The following is a 16,631-nucleotide window of genomic DNA, read 5'->3' on the forward strand; positions in this document are numbered from 1 at the left end:
ACGAAGCATTCTTTATCGGCGCTTTGGTGGAAGGGGTGGGGCCGATGTCTCCCACAGTCTGTACTGGGCTAACAGTCAGAAGCTGGCTTTTGGTCCCACCCACCCCTTCGAGTCCTACCATACAAGCGGGCTTGCTCGCGAAGAGGCCCTCCCAGGCACCTAAAATCCCAGACAAAAATAAACCGGCCCTTGAGCCGGTTTATTTGTTTTTATCACGCCGCTTTATTTATCTGCGCCTGCCGCACCACCGCCGCCAGCCGCTTCAACCCTTCATCCAGCCGCGCCGGATCAATATGGCTGAAATTCAAACGCAAGTGCCCATGATGATTATCCGGCTCCGGGAAGAACGGTTCGCCCGGCATAAACGCCACATCATTGGCCAACGCCTCATTCAATAGCGTTCGCGTATCCAGCGGTTGCTTCAACGTCAGCCAGAAAAACAGCCCGCCCTGCGGCATGTTCCAATCCGCCAAATCGGCAAAGTGCGTTTCCAGTGCCAATTGAAACGCATCACGTCGCTGGCGATAGAACCCACGCAACTCACTCAAATGCTGCTGATATTTCTCTGTGCCGATCCATTGCAGCGCCTGCCATTGGCCGATGCGGTTGGTGTGCAGATCCGCCGATTGCTTGAGTTTAAGCAAATGCGGAAACAGATCCGGGCTGGCGATCAGATAGCCAACGCGCAAACCCGGCAGCAGGGTTTTCGACACGGTGCCGGTGTAGATCCAGCTGGATTTCTGCAAGCGTCCGGCAATCGGTTTGGCGCTGCCGCCGTCGAAGGTCAGTTCGCGGTAGGGCTCGTCTTCGATCAAGGTCACGCCGAATTCATCGAGCAATGCGGCGACTGCTGCGCGTTTGGCTTCGCTGTAGCGCACGGCTGATGGGTTCTGAAAGGTCGGGATCAGGTAGATGAACGCCGGACGATGCTGTTCCAGACGATTACGCAAGTGCGCCAGGTTCGGGCCGTCGGACTCTTGCGGCACGGTCAGGCAATCGGCGCCGAACAGCTGGAAGATTTGCAGCGCGGCCAGATAGGTCGGCGCTTCGAGCAGAATTTCCGTGCCTTTGTCGATGTACAGCTTGGCCGCCAGATCGAGGGTTTGCTGGGAGCCGCTGACCACCAATACCTGACTCGCCTCGCATTCCAGACCGAGCGCCCTCGCCTCCGCCGCCAACGCTTCGCGCAACGCCGGTTCGCCTTCGCTCATGCCGTATTGGCCGAGCGCCAGCGGCATGTCCGCCCATTCGACTTTCGGCAACATGGCTTCGGCGGGCAAGCCACCGGCGAACGACATCACCTCAGGACGCTGGGCGGCGGCGAGGATTTCACGGATCAAAGAACTTTTAAGGCGCGAGACACGTTCGGAAAAAGCCATGGAGGTCACCGGTAGCGAGGGTGGTTTAAAATGAGTCAAACTGGTTGACTGAAATTACGACAGCTTGAGCGAGTACGTCAACATGCTTGACCTTAAAAACCCAACGAGCCAGCAACAGGCGATGGAAGCGTTTTTCTTCGGCTATCAGGCGTTCACCGCCAAGGCTGACGAAATGCTCGAGCGCCGCGGGTTGTCGCGGGTGCATCAGCGCATCGTGTTTTTCATCGCGCGTTATCCGAATTTGAGCGTGAAGGAATTGCTTGGCTTGCTCGGCGTGAGCAAGCAGGCGCTGAACATGCCGTTGCGGCAGTTGCAGGAAATGCACCTGGTCGACAGCGTGGCGTCGGAGGCAGACAAGCGAAAACGGCTGCTGGAATTGACGACGGAAGGCGCGAAGTTTGAGCAGGCGTTGCGGCGTGAGCAGGTGAAGTTGCTGGAGCGGGTGTTTGCCGAGGCTGGGGAGGCGGCGGTGAATGGGTGGTTGGCGGTGAATCTGGCGCTGGGGAACAGTCAGACAGTTCTCGATTGAATGGGCCGGCCTCTTCGCGAGCAAGCTTTGCTCCTACGGTTTGAGTTGCCTTGTAGGAGCAAAGCTTGCTCGCGAAGGGGCCCTCAAAGGCGATATATCCCTATCAATGGAACTTTCGTAAACAAAACCAAAAACAATATTTGCTTTATTTGTACACAAAAGCATAATCCACAGCGTGCGAGTTCCTGACCGCATGGTCAACAAATTCGCAAGTGCCTCAAAGGGCCGCTGCCACCCCTCATGGGTCCGGCCCTGGAAATAACAATAAAACTCTTGAGGAGTACTCGCTGTGGAAAGCCGCAAATCCGAAGCATCGACGCTGGATCTCTCGCCGCCATTACGCACTGGTCTGCTGGAGCGCTTGTTCAAACTCAGCTTGCATGGCACCACGGTGAAGACCGAGCTGATTGCCGGTCTGACAACCTTCATCACCATGGCTTACATCATCTTCGTCAACCCGAACATCATGGCCGATGCCGGGATTGACCACGGTGCGGCGTTCGTCGCCACCTGTATCGCCGCCGCACTGGGCTGCCTGTTGATGGGCCTGTACGCCAACTGGCCAGTCGGCCTGGCGCCGGGCATGGGCCTCAACGCGTTCTTCACGTACACCGTGGTCGGCACCATGGGCTACAACTGGGAAACCGCGCTGGGTGCGGTGTTTGTTTCCGGCGTGTTGTTCATGATCCTGACCTTCTCGCGGATCCGTGAGTGGCTGCTCAACAGTATTCCGGTCAGCCTGCGCTTTGCGATGGGTGCCGGTGTGGGCTTGTTCCTCGGTCTGATCGGCCTGAAAACCGCTGGCATTGTCGTCGACAGCCCGGCGACCCTGATCAAGCTCGGTTCCCTGCGTGAACCTGGCCCGCTGCTCGCCGCCATCTGCTTCCTGATGATTGCGATCCTCAGCTACCACAAAATCTTCGGCGCGATCCTCATCAGCATCATCACCGTGACCCTCGCCGGTTGGGGTCTGGGCATCGTGCATTACGAAGGGATCATGTCGACGCCGCCAAGCCTGGCGCCGACCTTTATGGCGATGAACGTGGCCGGCGTATTCAACGTCAGCATGATCAGCGTGGTATTGGCCTTCCTCTTTGTACACATGTTCGACACCGCCGGTACGCTGATGGGCGTTGCTCAGCGCGCCAATCTGGTCGGCGCTGACGGTCGCATCGAAAACCTCTCCCGCGCGATGAAAGCCGACAGTGCTTCCAGCGTATTCGGTGCGGTGGTCGGCGTTCCGCCCGTCACCAGTTATGTAGAAAGTGCTGCCGGTGTGGCCGCTGGTGGTCGGACTGGTCTTACCGCAGTGACCGTAGGTGTGCTATTTATAGCGGCAATGTTTTTCGCACCGCTGGCCGGCATGATTCCCGCTTACGCCACCGCCGGTGCATTGATCTACGTAGCAATGCTGATGATGGGCGGCATGGCCCACATCGAGTGGGACGAAGCCACTGATGCCATCCCGGCAATCGTCACCGCCATCATGATGCCGCTGACCTTCTCGGTCGCCGACGGTATCGCATTGGGCTTCATCACCTACGTGGCGCTGAAGGCCGGTACCGGCAAGTACAAGGAAATTTCCGTGAGCCTGTGGGTGCTCTGCGCGATCTTCATCGCCAAGTTCATCTTCCTGTAAGCGCTACGCGGTTCAGGCTTCAAAACGGCCTCACCCTCACGGGTGGGGCTTTTGTGCATTTTTCAGTACAACAAAAAAGGAGGAAAGTGATGAGTCTGGAAACCTGGCTGCTGTTCAGCGGCGCTGCGTTGGTGGTGATCCTGATTCCGGGGCCACTGTCATTGCTGATGATCAGCAACAGTCTGAATTACGGTTTGCGCCGTTCTTACCCGGCGTTTTTGGGTGGCGTGATTGCGTCGATCTGTTTGCTCAGTGCTTCGGCGCTGGGACTGGGCGCCCTGCTGTTGGCGTCGGAGCAGTTGTTCAGTGCGCTGAAAATCGTCGGTGCGCTGTATCTGTTCTACCTCGCCTGGCAGAGCTGGCAGCAATCGCGTCAGCCGTCGGTAGGCGCGGAAGTGCCTCAGGCGGCACCGACTCCGCGCTTTCGCACCTTGTTCGGGCGCGCGTTTGTGTTGGGCGCGAGCAATCCGAAGGACATTCTGTTCTTCGCCGCGTTTCTGCCGCAGTTCCTCAGCGCGCAGCAACCGTTCCTGCCGCAGTTGCTGATCATGATTGCCACCTGGGTGGTGCTTGATCTGTGCTGCAAACTGGCTTACGGGCTGGGTGCGCATGGGGCGGCGCGGTATCTGCGCAGTGGCAAGGGGCAGAGCTGGTTTAACCGGATCAGTGCCGGGTTGTTCAGTGGTGCGGGTGCCGCGTCCCTGTTGAGCCGCTAAAAGCAAAAGCTTCGCGCGAGCAAGCCCGCTCCCACATTTGGAATGCGTTCCACCTGTGGGAGCGGGCTTGCTCGCGAAGGCGCCAGACCAGACACCACTTTCTCAAGGACGAAAAAAAGCCCGCAGTGTGGGCGGGCGAAAGACCAAAGAAGCTATATGCGCAGTCGCTTCCCGGTGGGGGCAGCTGCTTGGGGGTCAGCTGCCCCGGTACGTGGAATAGCTGTACGGCGAAATCAGCAACGGAACATGGTAGTGATCCTGTTCGGCAGAGATGCCGAAGCGCAGCACAACCACGTCCAGAAAGGCCGGTTCCGGCAACTGAACACCACGGGCGCGGTAGTAATCGCCCGCGTGAAACTGAACCTGATAAACGCCGGTACGATAATCATCGCCTTGCAGCAGCGGTGCATCGACCCGGCCATCGCTGTTGGTAATCGCACTGGCGACCAATTCCAGTTGCGAACCTTCAACGCGGTACAGCTCGACCTTGATCGAACTGCCCGGGCAACCGTGTGCAGCGTCCAAAACGTGTGTTGTCAAACGTCCCATTGATTCTGCGCGCCTGCCTGCGTGGAAGCAGTCAGACTTCGCGCCTCCCGAAGTCAGTTGAAAAGGAGACCGCACCGATTCGGAGCACGAAAAGCTGCGGCGAGCGACTGATTAAGACACTTTTCAAAAAAATTGTACACAATAAAAACGACATTTTTCACATCACCCCCGCCATTCGGGCGTTTCCCCTTGATCTGCCAGCAACGCGCCTATTCATTGAACCTCCTATCCATAAGCTGACGGGTCAGGCAGGTTTCTTGCAGGCCCACGCCATTAGCAGTAAAAGATGACAGTCGGTGAAAAATGCGAAAATTCAGGCTTACAAATTGCGATTAAAGTTGTATACAATCAGCCCATCGCTGTGACGCCAGCCTGTTCACTCACCGCCAGGCCGCCACAAAATCCCGACTTTGAACAAGTCATGAATAAGAAGGAAGACTGCAGTGAGCGCTGACTACCCACGCGACCTGATCGGTTACGGCAGTAACCCTCCTCACCCACACTGGCCGGGCAATGCCCGCATCGCCCTGTCCTTCGTGCTCAATTACGAAGAAGGCGGCGAGCGCAACATTCTGCACGGCGACAAAGAATCCGAAGCGTTCCTGTCCGAAATGGTTGCTGCTCAGCCGCTGCAAGGCGCGCGCAACATGAGCATGGAATCGCTTTACGAGTATGGCAGCCGTGCCGGCGTCTGGCGGATCCTGAAACTGTTCAAGGAATTCGACATTCCGTTGACCATCTTCGCCGTGGCCATGGCCGCTCAGCGCCACCCGGATGTGATCCGCGCGATGGTCGATGCCGGTCACGAGATCTGCAGCCACGGCTATCGCTGGATCGACTATCAGTACATGGACGAAGCGCAGGAACGCGAGCACATGCTCGAAGCGATCCGCATCCTCACCGAAATCACCGGCGAGCGCCCACTGGGCTGGTACACCGGCCGCACTGGCCCGAACACCCGTCGCCTGGTGATGGAAGAAGGCGGTTTCCTCTACGACTGCGACACCTACGACGACGACCTGCCCTACTGGGAACCGAACAACCCGACCGGCAAGCCGCATCTGGTGATCCCGTACACCCTCGACACCAACGACATGCGCTTCACGCAAGTACAGGGTTTCAACAAGGGTGACGACTTCTTCGAATACCTCAAAGACGCGTTCGACGTGCTCTACGCCGAAGGCGCTGAAGCACCGAAAATGCTCTCGATCGGTCTGCACTGCCGCTTGATCGGCCGTCCGGGTCGCATCGCTTCGCTCAAACGCTTTATCGAATACGCCAAAAGTCATGAACAGGTGTGGTTCAGCCGTCGCGTCGACATCGCGCGTCACTGGCACGAAACCCAGCCGTACCAAGGGGCCGCCAAATGAGCCGCTTTCAAACCCTGCAACCGTCGACCCTGAGCCGCGACGCTTTCGTCAAAGCTTTCGCCGACATCTACGAACATTCGCCATGGGTGGCCGAGAAGGCCTACGACCTGGGCGTGGACGCTTCGATCGACGAGATCGAAACCCTGCACCAGCGCATGAGCGACATCCTGTTGAGCGCCGATCACGCCAGTCAACTGGCGCTGATCAACGCTCACCCGGACCTGGCCGGCAAAGCTGCCGTCCAGGGCCAACTGACCGAAGCCAGCACCAATGAACAAGCTGGCGCCGGTATTCACCAATGCACGGCCGAAGAGTTCCAGCGCTTCACCGAGCTGAACGACGCCTACAAAGCCAAGTTCAAGTTTCCCTTCATCATGGCGGTAAAAGGCAGCAACCGGCATCAGATCCTCGCGGCGTTCGAAACGCGCATTCACAACTCGCAAGACACCGAGTTCAAATGCGCGCTGGCGGAGATCAACAAGATCGCCCTGTTCCGTTTACTGACCCTATAGCGAGCCTGGCCCGAGAAACCTCTAGAACGCTTGTGTTTCCCAGGGCCCTGCAAGCATCCCCAGCCACTTATTTAAAGGCAGACAAGAAGAATGAAAGCTTACGCCGTACCTTTCGAGAAGTTCGTCAACCTGGCCGATGCCCGTCTGGGCACCAAAATCATCTCGGTCACCGATGACTGGTTCGCAGACGCCAATCGTCTGTTCCAACCGACCCCGGCCGTATGGAAGGAGGGCGTGTTCGATGACAACGGCAAGTGGATGGACGGCTGGGAATCGCGCCGCAAGCGCTTCGAAGGCTTCGACAGCGCAGTGATCCGTCTGGGCGTACCGGGCTCGATCAAAGGCGTGGACATCGACACTTCATTCTTCACCGGCAACTTCCCGCCATCGGCCTCGCTGGAAGCGTGCTTCCTGGCCTCGGGCGAGCCTGATGACAACACTCAGTGGACTGAAGTGCTGTCGGCTGTCGAGCTGCAGGGCAACAGCCACCACTACCACGAAATCAGCAACGACCAAGCGTTCAGTCACCTGCGCTTCAACATCTACCCGGACGGCGGTGTTGCCCGTCTGCGCGTGTACGGTGTGCCGCATCGCGACTGGTCGGCCGTTGGCGACAATGAGCAGGTCGATCTGGCAGCAGCCCTCAACGGTGGCCGCGCCCTCGCCTGCTCCGACGAACACTTCGGCCGCATGAGCAACATCCTCAACCCGGGCCGTGGCATCAACATGGGCGACGGCTGGGAAACTGCACGTCGTCGTACGCCGGGCAATGACTGGGTCATCGTCGCGCTGGGTCACCCGGGCGAGATCGAGAAGATCGTCGTCGACACCCTGCACTTCAAAGGCAACTACCCGGACACCTGCTCGATCCAGGGCGCGTTCGTGAAAGGTGGTACTGACAGCCAGATCGAAACCCAGTCGCTGTTCTGGCGCGATCTGCTGCCAAGCCAGAAGCTGGAAATGCACGCCGAGCACACCTTCGTCGAGCAAATCAAAGCACTGGGCCCGATTACCCACATCCGCCTGAACGTGTTCCCGGACGGTGGTGTGAGCCGCCTGCGTGTACTGGGCAAGGTCGCTAAATAACACCGCAATGATCGTTCCCACGCTCTGCGTGGGAACGCATCACTGGACGCTCTGCGTCCGTTTTGGATGTGACGCGGAGCGTCACGGGCTGCATTCCCACGCGGAGCGTGGGAACGATCACTCAACGAAAAGAAGAACAGCATGCGCACACTAACGATTGAACCGCTGACCAAAGAAGCCTTCGCCCCTTTCGGTGACGTGATCGAAACCGACGGCAGCGATCACTTCATGATCAACAACGGTTCGACCATGCGCTTCCATAAACTGGCGACGGTCGAAACCGCTCAGCCTGAGGACAACGCGATCATCAGCATCTTCCGCGCCGACGCGCAGGACATGCCACTGACCGTTTGCATGCTGGAACGCCATCCGCTGGGCAGCCAGGCTTTCATACCGCTGCTCGGCAACCCCTTTCTGATCGTGGTCGCGCCAGTTGGCGATGAACCTGTATCAGGCTTGGTCCGCGCCTTCGTCACCAACGGCAGGCAGGGCATTAATTACCATCGCGGCGTTTGGCACCATCCGGTGCTGACGATCGAAAAGCGGGATGACTTCCTGGTGGTTGATCGCAGTGGCACAGGCAATAACTGCGATGAGCATTTTTTCAAAGAGGAAGAGCGTCTGTTCCTCGCCCCCCACCAATAAGAGAAGGTCTGATCACTCGACAACAAGAGTGACAGGCGAGAGGTAAAGACTGTGGAAGCACATCTGTTGGAATGGCTGAACCTGAGCGTGCGCTGGGTTCACATGATTACTGGCGTGGCCTGGATCGGCGCGTCGTTCTACTTCGTCTGGCTGGAGAACAACCTCAACCGCGTCAACCCGAAAACCGGTCTGGCCGGTGACCTGTGGGCGATCCACGGTGGCGGTATCTATCACCTGGAAAAATACAAACTGGCCCCACCGTCGATGCCGGAGAACCTGCACTGGTTCAAATGGGAAGCCTACTTCACCTGGATGTCGGGTATCGCGCTGCTGTGCGTGGTGTTCTACTCCAATCCAACGCTCTACCTGCTGGCTCCGGGCAGCACACTGAGCGGCCCTGAAGGCGTGGCCATCGGTATCGGCTCGCTGTTCCTCGGCTGGTTCATCTACTCCTTCCTGTGCGACTCGGCCTTGGGCAAACGCCCTGCTCTGCTCGGCTTCATTCTGTTCGTGCTGATCATCGGCGCGGCGTATGGCTTCAGCAAAGTGTTCAGCGGTCGTGGTGCGTACCTGCACGTTGGCGCGATCATCGGCACCATCATGGTCGGTAACGTGTTCCGCATCATCATGCCGGCGCAACGTGCACTGGTGGCGGCGATTGCCGAGAACCGCACGCCGGATCCGGCACTGCCGGCCAAAGGCTTGCTGCGTTCGCGTCACAACAACTACTTCACCCTGCCGGTGCTGTTCATCATGATCAGCAACCACTTCCCGAGCACCTATGGCAGCCAGTACAACTGGTTGATCCTGGCCGGGATCGCGGTGTTGGCCGTGTTGGTTCGTCACTACTTCAACACCCGTCACGACAGCCACAAGTTTGCCTGGACTCTGCCAGTGGCAGCGGTAGGCATGATCACGCTGGCGTACGTCACCGGCCCAACGCCGATGTCGACCGCTCCGGAAGTGGCCAAGGCTCCAGCAAAAATCGAGTATCAACCGCTGCCGGAAACGGCACTGGGTGGTGGCGCGAAACCGGCTGAAGCGGCACCGGCAGCCCCTGCCGAACCTGCTGCACCGGCACAAGCCTCCAACGCCGGCCCTGGCTTTGACAAAGTGCACAGCGTGATTCAAGAACGCTGCGCGGTTTGCCACTCGGCCAAGCCGACCAGTCCGTTGTTCAGCGCAGCGCCAGCGGGTGTGATGTTCGACACCCCTGAGCAGATCCGCCAGAACGCGGCGCGGATTCAGGCACAAGCGGTCACCAGTCAGATCATGCCACTGGGCAACATCACACAGATGACCCAGCAAGAACGTGACCTGATCGGCGCCTGGATTGTGCAGGGAGCCCAGACCAACTAAGCCACACAAAAGCCTGCTAACAGCAGGCTTTTGAGGTGAAGGGATTTACCTGTGGCGAGGGGATTTATCCCCGATCGGCGGCGCAGCCGTCGCAGACCCTGCAATTGCCATCTGCCTGATGTATTGCGATTGCAGGTTTTGGGGCTACTTCGTAGCCCATCGGGGATAAATCCCCTCGCCACAAAATTCCTCTGCCCACACATACGAATGATGCAAAGGACAGCTGCGAGCAACCCGGCAGCTGTTCAATCACAAGAATAAAAAGATCTGAGGTGTTGCATGTCCGAGCTGTCCAAAGCGCGCATCCCCGACGCACCCGCCATTCAGCGATTGCCCCTTTTGCAACTGATCCTGGTCGGTTTGCAACATGTTCTGCTGATGTACGGTGGTGCCATCGCGGTGCCGCTGATCATTGGACAGGCCGCTGGCCTGAGTCGTGAAGAAATTGCCTTCCTGATCAACGCCGACCTGCTGGTCGCCGGTGTCGCCACCATCGTGCAATCCATGGGCATCGGCCCGATGGGCATTCGCATGCCGGTGATGATGGGCGCCAGTTTTGCCGCTGTCGGCAGCATGGTCGCCATGGCCGGCATGCCCGGTATCGGCCTGCAAGGCATCTTTGGCGCAACGATCGCCGCCGGTTTCTTCGGCATGATCATCGCGCCATTCATGTCCAAGGTCGTACGCTTCTTCCCGCCTCTGGTGACCGGCACGGTCATCACCTCGATCGGTTTGTCGCTGTTCCCCGTCGCCGTGAATTGGGCGGGCGGCGGTGCAGGCGCTACGCAATTCGGTTCACCGATTTATCTGGCCATCGCCGCCCTGGTGTTGGGCACCATTCTGCTGGTGCACCGCTTCATGCGCGGTTTCTGGGTCAACATTTCCGTACTGATCGGCATGTGCTTCGGCTACATCCTGTGCGGCGTGATCGGTATGGTCGACCTCAGCGGCATGGCCAATGCGCCATGGATTCAGTTCGTCACCCCGCTGCATTTCGGCATGCCGAAATTCGAACTCGCGCCGATCCTGTCAATGTGTCTGGTGGTGGTGATCATCTTCGTCGAGTCCACCGGGATGTTCCTCGCGCTGGGCAAAATCACCGGCCAGGAAGTCTGCCCGCGCATGCTGCGTCGCGGCTTGCTGTGTGATGCTGGCGCCTCGTTTGTCGCCGGTTTCTTCAACACCTTCACCCACTCCTCGTTCGCGCAAAACATCGGCCTGGTGCAGATGACCGGCGTGCGCTGCCGCTCGGTGACCATCGTTGCCGGTGGCTTGCTGATCGTCCTGAGCCTGCTGCCGAAAGCCGCGTTCCTGGTGGCATCGATTCCACCGGCAGTACTCGGCGGCGCAGCGATTGCAATGTTCGGCATGGTCGCCGCGACCGGGATCAAGATTCTGCAAGAAGCCGACATCGGTGACCGTCGCAACCAGTTGCTGGTGGCGGTGAGCATCGGCATGGGCCTGATCCCGGTGGTGCGCCCTGAGTTCTTCGCGCACCTGCCGCTGTGGATGAGCCCGATTACCCACAGCGGCATCGCCATGGCAACGCTCAGCGCGCTGACGCTGAACCTGCTGTTCAACATTCTCGGCGGCAAAGAGCGCGCGGCCATCAACGACTGCCACGCACACCAGCACTAAACGCAACACCGATGTACCCCTGTAGGAGCAGAGCTTGCTCGCGAAGAGGCCAGGTCAGCCACCATCAATGTTGAATGACCCACCGCTTTCGCGAGCAAGCTCTGCTCCTACAAGGGCAAGCAACAGCTCTGCGCCTCAAACAATAAAAACAAGAGGGAGCAACAGATGATTCGTACACAGACAAACATGCTGTTGGGTGGTGGCCTGCTGGCCGCGAGTCAAGCCATGGCTGGCGATTTACTGCTGTGGCAAACCAACAGCCTCAGCTACCTGTACGGCAAGAATTTCGCGATCAACCCGTCGATCCAGCAGACGGTCACGTTCGAGCACGCCGACAAGTGGAAATACGGCGACAACTTTCTCTTCGTCGACAAAATCTTCTACAACGGCGAAGAAGACCGCAACAAAGGCCCGCACACCTTCTACGGCGAATTCACCCCACGCTTCTCGTTCGGCAAGATTTTCGACCAGAAGATCGAATTCGGCCCGATCAAAGACGTGCTGCTGGCGATGACCTACGAGTACGGCGAAGGTGAAAGCGAGGCCTACCTGATCGGCCCGGGCTTCGACCTCAAGGTGCCCGGCTTCAACTACGTCACCCTCAATATCTTCCGCCGCCAGACCGAAGGCCCGCGCCCCGGCGACGGCGTGTGGCAGATCACCCCCGGCTGGTCTTACAGCATTCCCGTGGGCAATTCCGACGTGCTGATCGATGGCTATCTGGATTGGGTGGTCGACAACGACGAGAACTCGCGCGGCACCTATCACGCCAACCTGCACATCAATCCGCAGATCAAATATGACCTCGGCAAAGCCCTGGGCTGGAGTCAGAAGCAGCTGTACGTCGGCACCGAATACAGCTACTGGAAGAACAAATACGGCGTCGAAAGCAGCCACAACCTCGACACCAATCAGAACACCGCCAGCCTGCTGGTGAAGGTGCATTTTTAAGATGACCCGCAACCGTGCCCCATACCTGTCGTCGGTGCTCTGTTGCGGGGCACTTGAGAGCTGGCCGAGGAGTCAGTATTCTCCGCGGCCTCATGAATTCGGTCTAAAAAAAAGCCCGGATTTAATTCCTGACCGACGGGCCAACTTATCCCGGCCCCGGCCAGTACCGAGGCATCCCGAAAACACGCTCAATCGACTGTTTTGCAGCAGCCGACGGGCGTTTTTTTGCTTTTCGAAAAGCCTTGGCCCAGCTCTTGCTAACACCAGCAAAGCTGACCGATTGGATGACTTTTGCAGTAACGAAAAAAGGCGCCACACCAGAGCGCCGATCTTAAAAAAAATAAACGTGGAACACCTACTTTGGGAGCAACCGAATGAAACGTACGTGCACCAGCCTGATGCTTGCGGGATCGATGTTGGCCGGCGGCCAGGCCATGGCCGATGGCCTGCTGCAGTGGCAGAACAACAGCCTGACCTACCTCTACGGTAAGGACTTCAAGGTCAATCCTGCGATCCAGCAGACCGTCACCTTCGAGCACGCCGATGCGTGGAAGTATGGGGACAACTTCCTGTTCGTCGACAAGATCTTCTACAACGGTGACAAGGACTTCAACAACGGCCCGAACACCTACTACGGCGAGTTCCAGCCACGCATCTCGCTGGGCAAGGTACTCGACCAGAAGATCGAATTCGGCCCGATCAAAGACGTCCTGCTGGCGATGACCTACGAGTTCGGCGAGGGTGACACCGAGTCCTACCTGATCGGCCCAGGTTTCGACCTGGCCATCCCGGGCTTCGACTACTTCCAGCTGAACTTCTACCAGCGCCACACCGAAGGCTCGCGCCCGGGTGACAACGTCTGGCAGATCACCCCGGTCTGGTCCTACTCCATTCCGGTCGGCGACTCGAACGTGCTGATCGACGGTTACATGGACTGGGTCGTCGACAACGACGAAAACAACCGTGGCGAATACCACGCCAACCTGCACTTCAACCCACAAGTCAAATACGACCTGGGCAAGGCGCTGAATTTCGGCGAGAAGCAGCTGTACGTTGGTGTTGAGTACGACTACTGGAAAGACAAGTACGGGATCGACGACACCCGTGCGTTCACCACCAATCAGAACGTGACCAGCTTCCTGGTGAAGTTCCACTTCTGATTACACGGCAACCTGTACACAGGTCTTTCACGGCAAACGTGAAGGATCTGTGTGTAATGATTATTTGTCTCGGCTACGCGTCCTTCGGTGAACGGTAATTCGCCAAGAATTTATTTCTGAGTTGTTCTGAGTAAGGGGGTGGTCGCTGCCCTTCAAGCGCATGAGCTAATGTCTTGGTAAAGTAAGTCAACACGCCCGCATCATGCGTCAATAAATCAGCCCTGATTTCTGGATTCGCGGCCATCTTGCCTTCCAGATTAAAAAGACTTTTCGATCCGAAAAAATATTTAACATCAGTAAGCTTTAATCGATCCAGAACGCGAGATACTATTTCCCCATCAAACTTTCCATTTGCCAGATCTTCTCCAACAAAGGCAGTAGCATCAGGCGCTATCATTGGAAACCCCCTTGAAAAACCAAGTAACTCATGCCCTTCCATTCGTACTGCCGCGGCGTGAATAAAAGCAATATCGAGAGTTCCCTCACTTAACAGTTCGCGCTCGGTGATCACCATCCGATTCATCGAATCCTTGGGTGGCATACGCACACCAGCATAAAGTCTCTCGCTTCCTCGACTCTCACCGCTTGCCCGTTTTATATTCGGCCGTTCCACCAGAAGAATATTGTCTTTGATAATTGAATAGTTTTTCAAATGGCCTTCTATCCCGCCTAATATTTCCATCAAATGCGTACGATCGACACCAGGCCCAAACGTGTTATCAATGTAATGTGAAACCACAGAATTAAATCCACTTTCTTTGTTCGACAACATCGCTGCATTTACACTTTCAATTTCAGAAATTGCTTTATCGAGTGAAAAATCAACTTTGCTTCTAGCTGTATCCCACCACTCCCCCTTTTCTTTATACACAAAGCCTATTAGCCTAACCTTGTAAAAATACTCACTGGCATTCCAGCTCAACCCTTGGCTGTCAACTCTGCTCGCCGATCCATTCCCACAAAACAAAAACACATTCAAACCATTCACGTCCCCTGCGGGATCCGTGCTCACCCATCGCTGCAACCAAGGCGCGTAATAGCGATAACCATAGTAATAAAGCCCCGTCAAATCCCTCTCTTTTCCCGAATAACGAATTGTTTTGTACTTCGCCTGAACCTCGCTACCCCCCGCCCACAGCGCCGTGCCGCCATACGCGTAATAAACCTCCCGACTCAGGACGCTGCCCCACTCATCCAATTCCAGAGTGCATGAGTTCAAATGATTGCTCAGGGAAAAACGCAATTGATCATTGCGCACATCCGCAGGTTTTCCGGTTTCCCAGTGCAAGGCGCGAACCTGGCTGTGCCCGGCATCAACACTGATGACATGCCGCTCTTCTCCGGTGGCGGTATCACGATGGATTTCCAGCCCCGACAAGTAGCGAACTTCAGTACTTAAAGTGCGACTGGCAGCTTGCGTAACGCCAACCTTGCGCAAGCGATGGCCGGGGCGCTGATAACAGTAATGTTCGGCATCGCTTGAACCGTCAGGACGATTGACCATCGTCACCCCACTCAACTGGTTGCGAACATCCCACGTCATCTGTTGACCGCGTAAAAGCTCCAGTTGATTGCCGTTCGCATCGAAGCCATCTGCCAGACTCGCTTTATCGGCAACGCTGCGATTGCTCTGCAACGACGTAAACATCTCGAAAGTTTCTGCATCGCTATGGTGGCGCCTTTTCAGGTTGCCGGCCGCGTCGTAATCGAATGTCTGGACGTAATTGCGTAACTGATTGGGATCCAGTGGCGTAGTTTGCCAGCCGGGTAATGCAGGGCCATGGCTGGGTTGGCTGACTTCACTGCCCGTGGCCTCGACCAGTTGGTAAAGGCTGTCATGAACATAACGGTTAACCGGATCAATGCGCTGATTCTTGAAGTAACGCGTCGGCTGCGCAATGTCTTCAAGCGCGACGATGTTGCCGACAGGATCGTACTCATAGTTGAAATCCTGCAGCACACCGCCCTCGCCATTGCGGGACTGCATTTGCAGCAAACGTCCGTCGTCAAAGGCGTAGCGGGCAGTACTCACTGCATCATTGCCAGTCTGCTCACTGATGCGGTTACCCGCAGCGTCGTAATGTATATCGTTGACCAGCAAACGCGGAGGTTCCGAGGAGCCAGCGAATTTGAGTCGGGCGGCGCTAAGTTGCCCCGCCCGGTCGAACTCAAAGAATCTGACATTGCCCGCGGCATCCGTCTGGCTGCGCACTTCGGCCAAAGGGCCATACTTCTGCGTTGACTTGAAAAGCTCGTCTTCCAATAGTGCTGACACGGATTCGCACGACCAGTCAGGCAACTCGAGATCACGCAGAAACCGCGTCTGCTCCGATAACAGCAAACCACTCACGCCGTATTCGTCGAGGCTGCGACTGCCTGCCGGATGATCATGTCGCAAGAGTTGGCCGCACTGGTTATGCTCGGCAAACGCGTAAGAGCCATCGCCATAATCAAAACGGTCGCAAACCTTCGGTGAATCTTGCGCCAGATGCTCCGAAACAATCGTCGGCCGCTGCAGATGATCGTATTCGGTGTGCCGTTGACTCCCACGTCCGTCCCAGAAAGAGCGAGCCATACCGGCCTGATCCGTCAGAGTCAGTTGCCAGCCTGCATCAACGCTGTCCACCAATAGGGACTGGTTTTGCAGATTGTAGGTCGTCGCGAGGTTCGGTTTCGCTGCGCCCCCCCCACAATCGAGGATCCCATGACGCTATCTGCCGGCCGGCAGCATCAAAATTATTGCGGGTAATGCGAGGTTCAATGGAAGGATTTTTCGGGTGTCGACAATAGGCAACGCTTCGCACGGCCAGCCCGCGTGAGTCGACGACAGAGAGTGCCGGCGTGTGAGTATCCGTCCATTGATGACTGTCCATCGCTCCCCCCTGTCCATGGGATAAAGCTAAGGACATAACCATCAGCCGTCTACTGTCATACCTGACAGGTCAAACGGCTTCAGGCTGCCGAATTCCGAGAAACCGGCACAACTCCTCACGCTTGGCCAACGCATCCCTTCGCCCCAAATCAATCAATTCGCCGCAATACCCCGCCTCGAACAACAGATAACTCAACACCCCCGCCCCGCCCGTCTTCGTCGCCCC

At 57.2% G+C, this 16,631-nt stretch carries 14 protein-coding genes and 1 pseudogene; 11 read left to right on the top strand and 4 right to left on the bottom strand.

The window, feature by feature from the left end:
• Nucleotides 1-212 precede the first annotated feature (212 nt).
• The gene (locus GVL50_RS26760) at nt 213-1,379 is read right to left on the bottom strand and encodes a PLP-dependent aminotransferase family protein (protein WP_159815645.1); all 1,167 of its coding nucleotides are present in this window, start codon (nt 1,377-1,379) and stop codon (nt 213-215) included.
• A gap of 82 nt (nt 1,380-1,461) precedes the next feature.
• On the opposite strand from GVL50_RS26760, the gene GVL50_RS26765 reads away from it, so the two are divergent.
• The 3 genes from GVL50_RS26765 (at nt 1,462) to GVL50_RS26775 (ending at nt 4,263) form a co-directional block, all read left to right on the top strand.
• On the top strand, nt 1,462-1,908 hold the full coding sequence (locus GVL50_RS26765; protein WP_159815646.1) for a MarR family winged helix-turn-helix transcriptional regulator: 447 nt from the start codon (nt 1,462-1,464) through the stop codon (nt 1,906-1,908).
• Nucleotides 1,909-2,197: 289 nt separating this feature from the next.
• On the top strand, nt 2,198-3,547 hold the full coding sequence (locus tag GVL50_RS26770; RefSeq protein ID WP_159815647.1) for an NCS2 family permease: 1,350 nt from the start codon (nt 2,198-2,200) through the stop codon (nt 3,545-3,547).
• An 89-nt stretch (nt 3,548-3,636) separates the two neighbouring features.
• Nucleotides 3,637-4,263 carry a LysE family translocator gene (locus GVL50_RS26775; protein WP_008080903.1) on the top strand — a complete coding sequence of 209 codons (627 nt, stop codon included), beginning with the start codon at nt 3,637-3,639 and terminating at the stop codon, nt 4,261-4,263.
• 195 nt (nt 4,264-4,458) lie between these two features.
• On the opposite strand, the gene uraH is transcribed toward GVL50_RS26775, so the two are convergent.
• The gene (uraH, locus tag GVL50_RS26780) at nt 4,459-4,812 is read right to left on the bottom strand and encodes a hydroxyisourate hydrolase (protein ID WP_008031462.1); all 354 of its coding nucleotides are present in this window, start codon (nt 4,810-4,812) and stop codon (nt 4,459-4,461) included.
• Between the two features lie 443 nt (nt 4,813-5,255).
• Here uraH and puuE point away from each other — a divergent pair, with 443 nt between their 5' ends.
• From puuE to GVL50_RS26820, 8 genes are all read left to right on the top strand, one after another.
• Nucleotides 5,256-6,182 (top strand): allantoinase PuuE, encoded by a 927-nt coding sequence (gene puuE, locus GVL50_RS26785; protein ID WP_034151757.1) that lies wholly within the window; start codon nt 5,256-5,258, stop codon nt 6,180-6,182.
• A complete protein-coding gene (gene uraD, locus GVL50_RS26790) occupies nt 6,179-6,694 on the top strand; it encodes a 2-oxo-4-hydroxy-4-carboxy-5-ureidoimidazoline decarboxylase (RefSeq protein WP_008080897.1) in 516 nt (171 codons plus the stop codon). The genes puuE and uraD overlap by 4 nt, the downstream gene beginning before the upstream one ends.
• Nucleotides 6,695-6,784: 90 nt before the next feature.
• Nucleotides 6,785-7,780 carry an allantoicase gene (gene alc, locus GVL50_RS26795; protein WP_053118656.1) on the top strand — a complete coding sequence of 332 codons (996 nt, stop codon included), beginning with the start codon at nt 6,785-6,787 and terminating at the stop codon, nt 7,778-7,780.
• A 141-nt stretch (nt 7,781-7,921) separates the two neighbouring features.
• The gene (locus GVL50_RS26800; RefSeq protein ID WP_053118654.1) at nt 7,922-8,425 is read left to right on the top strand and encodes an ureidoglycolate lyase; all 504 of its coding nucleotides are present in this window, start codon (nt 7,922-7,924) and stop codon (nt 8,423-8,425) included.
• 51 nt (nt 8,426-8,476) lie between these two features.
• A complete protein-coding gene (locus tag GVL50_RS26805) occupies nt 8,477-9,784 on the top strand; it encodes a urate hydroxylase PuuD (RefSeq protein WP_053118652.1) in 1,308 nt (435 codons plus the stop codon).
• A gap of 279 nt (nt 9,785-10,063) precedes the next feature.
• On the top strand, nt 10,064-11,422 hold the full coding sequence (locus GVL50_RS26810) for a nucleobase:cation symporter-2 family protein (RefSeq protein ID WP_053118650.1): 1,359 nt from the start codon (nt 10,064-10,066) through the stop codon (nt 11,420-11,422).
• 165 nt (nt 11,423-11,587) lie between these two features.
• A complete protein-coding gene (locus GVL50_RS26815; RefSeq protein ID WP_053118648.1) occupies nt 11,588-12,373 on the top strand; it encodes an outer membrane protein OmpK in 786 nt (261 codons plus the stop codon).
• A 374-nt stretch (nt 12,374-12,747) separates the two neighbouring features.
• On the top strand, nt 12,748-13,533 hold the full coding sequence (locus GVL50_RS26820; protein ID WP_159815648.1) for an outer membrane protein OmpK: 786 nt from the start codon (nt 12,748-12,750) through the stop codon (nt 13,531-13,533).
• Between the two features lie 73 nt (nt 13,534-13,606).
• Here GVL50_RS26820 and GVL50_RS26825 read toward each other — a convergent pair whose 3' ends face one another.
• Nucleotides 13,607-16,159: an RHS repeat domain-containing protein gene (locus tag GVL50_RS26825; protein WP_159815649.1), complete on the bottom strand. Its 2,553-nt coding sequence runs from the start codon at nt 16,157-16,159 to the stop codon at nt 13,607-13,609.
• A gap of 316 nt (nt 16,160-16,475) precedes the next feature.
• Nucleotides 16,476-16,631 (bottom strand): annotated as a pseudogene (locus GVL50_RS29195) (patatin-like phospholipase family protein); the annotation flags it as partial.

Origin of the sequence: Pseudomonas sp. 18058, assembly GCF_902706155.1 — a bacterium.
In the GTDB taxonomy this organism is placed as follows: Bacteria; Pseudomonadota; Gammaproteobacteria; order Pseudomonadales; family Pseudomonadaceae; genus Aquipseudomonas; species Aquipseudomonas rustica.